The 3,450-nt window shown below is 72.4% G+C and carries 3 protein-coding genes; 2 read left to right on the top strand and 1 reads right to left on the bottom strand.

What is annotated here, in order from left to right:
• Window positions 1-133: 133 nt before the first annotated feature.
• Window positions 134-454 (bottom strand): MazG-like family protein, encoded by a 321-nt coding sequence (locus ACSNOB_RS31645; RefSeq protein WP_436691070.1) that lies wholly within the window; start codon window positions 452-454, stop codon window positions 134-136.
• Between the two features lie 115 nt (window positions 455-569).
• On the opposite strand from ACSNOB_RS31645, the gene gdhA reads away from it, so the two are divergent.
• Together gdhA and ACSNOB_RS31635 are read left to right on the top strand one after the other, a co-directional pair.
• Window positions 570-1,907 (top strand): NADP-specific glutamate dehydrogenase, encoded by a 1,338-nt coding sequence (gene gdhA / locus ACSNOB_RS31640; protein WP_436691068.1) that lies wholly within the window; start codon window positions 570-572, stop codon window positions 1,905-1,907.
• 121 nt (window positions 1,908-2,028) lie between these two features.
• Window positions 2,029-3,399: a hypothetical protein gene (locus ACSNOB_RS31635; RefSeq protein WP_436691066.1), complete on the top strand. Its 1,371-nt coding sequence runs from the start codon at window positions 2,029-2,031 to the stop codon at window positions 3,397-3,399.
• The last annotated feature ends 51 nt before the right edge of the window (window positions 3,400-3,450 follow it).

The following is a 3,450-nucleotide window of genomic DNA, read 5'->3' as shown; positions in this document are numbered from 1 at the left end:
CGCTGGCGAACACCGTCTCCACGCTCTCCGGAATGCCGAGCCGACCACCCCACCGCAGCGCGAGCCGAGCCGACCACCCCACCGCAGCGCAAGCCAACCGGACCAAGAAACCCGAGAGGGGCCAGGAGCCACCTCAACCAGGAAGAGGCCCCACCCGACCACGGACCTTCGCCGCGCAGGAGCCGAGCACCGTGGCCGCGTCCAGCCCCAGGCTCTCGATCGCGACCAGCGCGGTGAACGCCACGTCCGCCAGTTCCGCCGCCACGTCGTCCCGGGTGTGGGTGACGCCCTTGCGCGGGTTCTGGCCGAGCAGGCCGATCCAGGCGCCCGCCGCCTCCCCCGCCTCCTCGGTGAGCTTGAGGATCCGGCAGGTCAGTTCGGCCTGCCCCGTGCCGTTGGCAGCGTCCAGCCAGCCGCGCGAGGCCCGGACCGCGTCCCAGATCGAGTCGTCCACGGCAACCAGTGAACCGGACCGAAATCACGGTCCGTATCCCGGGACGGTTGGCGGGTACGCCGACACCGGCTGGTAGCAACGGGGCTACCAGCGCCAAGAGAAGGGACGTGTCGGCATGCCGGAGAGCGTGGAGACGGTGTTCGCCAGCGTGGTCGCCCGCAATCCGGGAGAGCCGGAGTTCCACCAGGCGGTACGCGAGGTGCTGGAGAGCATCGGCCCGGCGCTGGCTCGGCACCCCGAGTACGTCGAGGCGCGCGTCGTCGAGCGGATCTGCGAGCCCGAGCGGCAGGTCATCTTCCGGGTGCCGTGGGAGGACGACCACGGCCGGATCCAGGTGAACCGGGGTTTCCGGGTGGAGTTCAACAGCGCACTCGGCCCGTTCAAGGGCGGGTTGCGGTTCCACCCGTCGGTGTACCTGGGGATCGTGAAGTTCCTCGGCTTCGAGCAGATCTTCAAGAACGCGCTGACCGGGCTGCCGATCGGCGGCGGCAAGGGCGGCGCGGACTTCGACCCGAAGGGGCGCTCGGACCGGGAGGTGATGCGGTTCTGCCAGAGCTTCATGACCGAGTTGTACCGGCACATCGGCGCGCAGACCGACGTGCCGGCCGGGGACATCGGCGTGGGCGCCCGGGAGATCGGTTACCTGTTCGGCCAGTACAAGCGGATCACCAACCGGTACGAGTCGGGCGTGCTCACCGGCAAGGGCCTCACGTACGGGGGCGCGCAGGTACGCCGGGAGGCGACCGGCTACGGGGCGGTCTTCTTCGCCGACGAGATGCTCCGGCAGGCCGGGGACCGCCTCGACGGCAAGCGGGTGGTGGTGTCGGGTTCCGGCAACGTGGCGATCTACGCGATCGAGAAGGTGCACCAGCTCGGCGGAAGGGTCGTCGCCTGCTCCGACTCGACCGGCTACGTGCTGGACGAGAAGGGCATCGACCTGGCGCTGCTGCGGGAGTTGAAGGAACAGCGCCGGGCCCGGCTGGACGACTACGCGCGGCACGTGCGGCACGCGGTGGCGGTCTCCGGTCGTACCGTGTGGGAGGTGCCCTGCGAGTTGGCGCTGCCGTGCGCGACGCAGAACGAGATCGGCGGCGCGGAGGCGGCGGCGCTCGTGGCCGGCGGCTGCGTCGCGGTGGTGGAGGGCGCGAACATGCCCACCACGCCGGAGGCGGTGCGGATCCTGGGCCGGGCCGGGGTGCGGTTCGCGCCGGGCAAGGCGGCCAATGCCGGCGGGGTGGCGGTGAGCGCGCTGGAGATGCAGCAGAACGCCAGCCGGGACTCGTGGACCTTCGCCGCGTCGGAGCAGCGACTGCGGGAGATCATGCGGGACGTCCACGACCGCTGCTGGGCGACCGCCGACGAGTACGGGCTGCCCGGCGACTACGTGGCCGGGGCGAACATCGACGGGTTCCGGCGGGTGGCGGAGGCGATGCTGGCGCACGGCCTGATCTGACCAGGCCGCTGGTCGTCCATTGACACGGATCGACGGCGGGCCTACCTTCGGGAGCGCTACCGGCCGGTAGCGCTCCCGTCGCGCCGCCGTCCCGGGCGGCACCGTCCGAGGGGGAGCAACGATGCCGTCCTCACCCGCCCGTCCCGCCCGCCGCCTGTTGGCCGCCGGGGTCGCTCTGGCCGTCGCGGTCGGGCTCGCCGGTGCCGCGCCGGCCTCGGCCGCCACCGACCGCCATTCCGACGGTACGCAGCCGCTGCCCGGCTACACCATCAGCAATCCGCCGCTGACCCCGCTGGTGGTCGGCGGCGCGCCGACCACCGTCCGGCAGGGTGTGCACCGGCACGCCGGCTTCATCATCGAGGTGCCGGCGACGTGGAACGGTGACCTGGTGATGTGGGCGCACGGCTACCGCGGCCAGGAAAATGTGCTCTCGCCGGAACCGCCCGGCTTCGGGCTGCGGCAGCGCCTGCTGGAGCAGGGGTACGCCTGGGCGTCCTCGTCGTACGACCGCAACGGCTTCGACATCCGCTCCGGGGTACGTGCCACCAAGGACCTGGCCGACCACTTCGCCCGGGTGGTGCGGCGCCCCCACCGCACGTACGCGGCCGGGGTGTCGATGGGCGGCTACGTCATCGCGCGGTCGCTGGAGCAGTATCCCGGCTTCTACGACGGGGCGCTGCCGATGTGCGGCGTGCTCGGCGACCACCAGTTGCTGGACTTCTTCCTGGACTACAACCTGGTCGCCCAGGCCCTCGCCGGTGTGCCGGCCCACCCGACCCCGCCGGACTACCTGAGCAACGCCGTCCCCCGGATCCAGGTGGCCCTCGGGCTGGCCGGGCTCACCCCTACCGGCCCGGACACCACCAACGCCCGCGGCAAGCAACTGCGCGACATCACCATCAACCGGACCGGCGGGCCGCGCCCCGGCGCGGTGGCGTCCTTCGCGGTCTGGAAGGACTTCCTCTTCGCGATCAGCACAACCGACGGTGGCGACTCCCCCGCCGAACGTCCGGGGCAGCTCGCCACCAACCTGTTCACCCGGTACAGCCCGAACAGCCCGGTCGACGTCAATGCCGCCGTGCAGCGGGTGGCCCCGGAGAACCTGCGGCAGCGGATCCTGCCGACCCTGACCGAGGTGCCGCGCATCGCCGGCCGGCCCACCGCCCCGGTGGTCAGCCTGCACAACCTCGGCGACCTGTTCGTGCCCTTCTCCATGGAACAGGCGTACGCCCGGGACGTCGCGAAGCACGGTCGCACCCGACTCGTCGTCCAGCGGGCCATCCGGGCCGCGCAGCACTGCGAGTTCACCCCGGCCGAGGCCGGCGCCGCCTGGGACGACCTGACTTCCTGGGTACGCACGGGCGCCCGTCCCGCCGGCGACCCCGTGACCGACCCGGCGGCGGTGTCCGCGTCGGACTACGGCTGCCGGTTCAGCGACCGGGCCGCGTACGCCGCCGGCGTCGGCACCCGCCGCCTCTATCCGGCCTGCTGACCGGCATCGCTGAAGACGCCGCTGGCCGGCACCCCGTGCGGGGTGCCGGCC

This window comes from Micromonospora sp. URMC 106, assembly GCF_051386395.1.
Classification (GTDB): Bacteria; Actinomycetota; Actinomycetes; order Mycobacteriales; family Micromonosporaceae; genus Micromonospora.
Note: the sequence above shows the minus strand (reverse complement) of the source record. Positions and strands in the feature narration are given on the sequence as shown.

Excerpts from the sequence above, each read along its gene's own strand:
- ACSNOB_RS31635 (WP_436691066.1), top strand. The coding sequence starts at position 2,029 with ATGCCGTCCTCACCCGCCCGTCCCGCCCGCCGCCTGTTGGCCGCCGGG.
- gdhA (WP_436691068.1), top strand. The coding sequence starts at position 570 with ATGCCGGAGAGCGTGGAGACGGTGTTCGCCAGCGTGGTCGCCCGCAAT.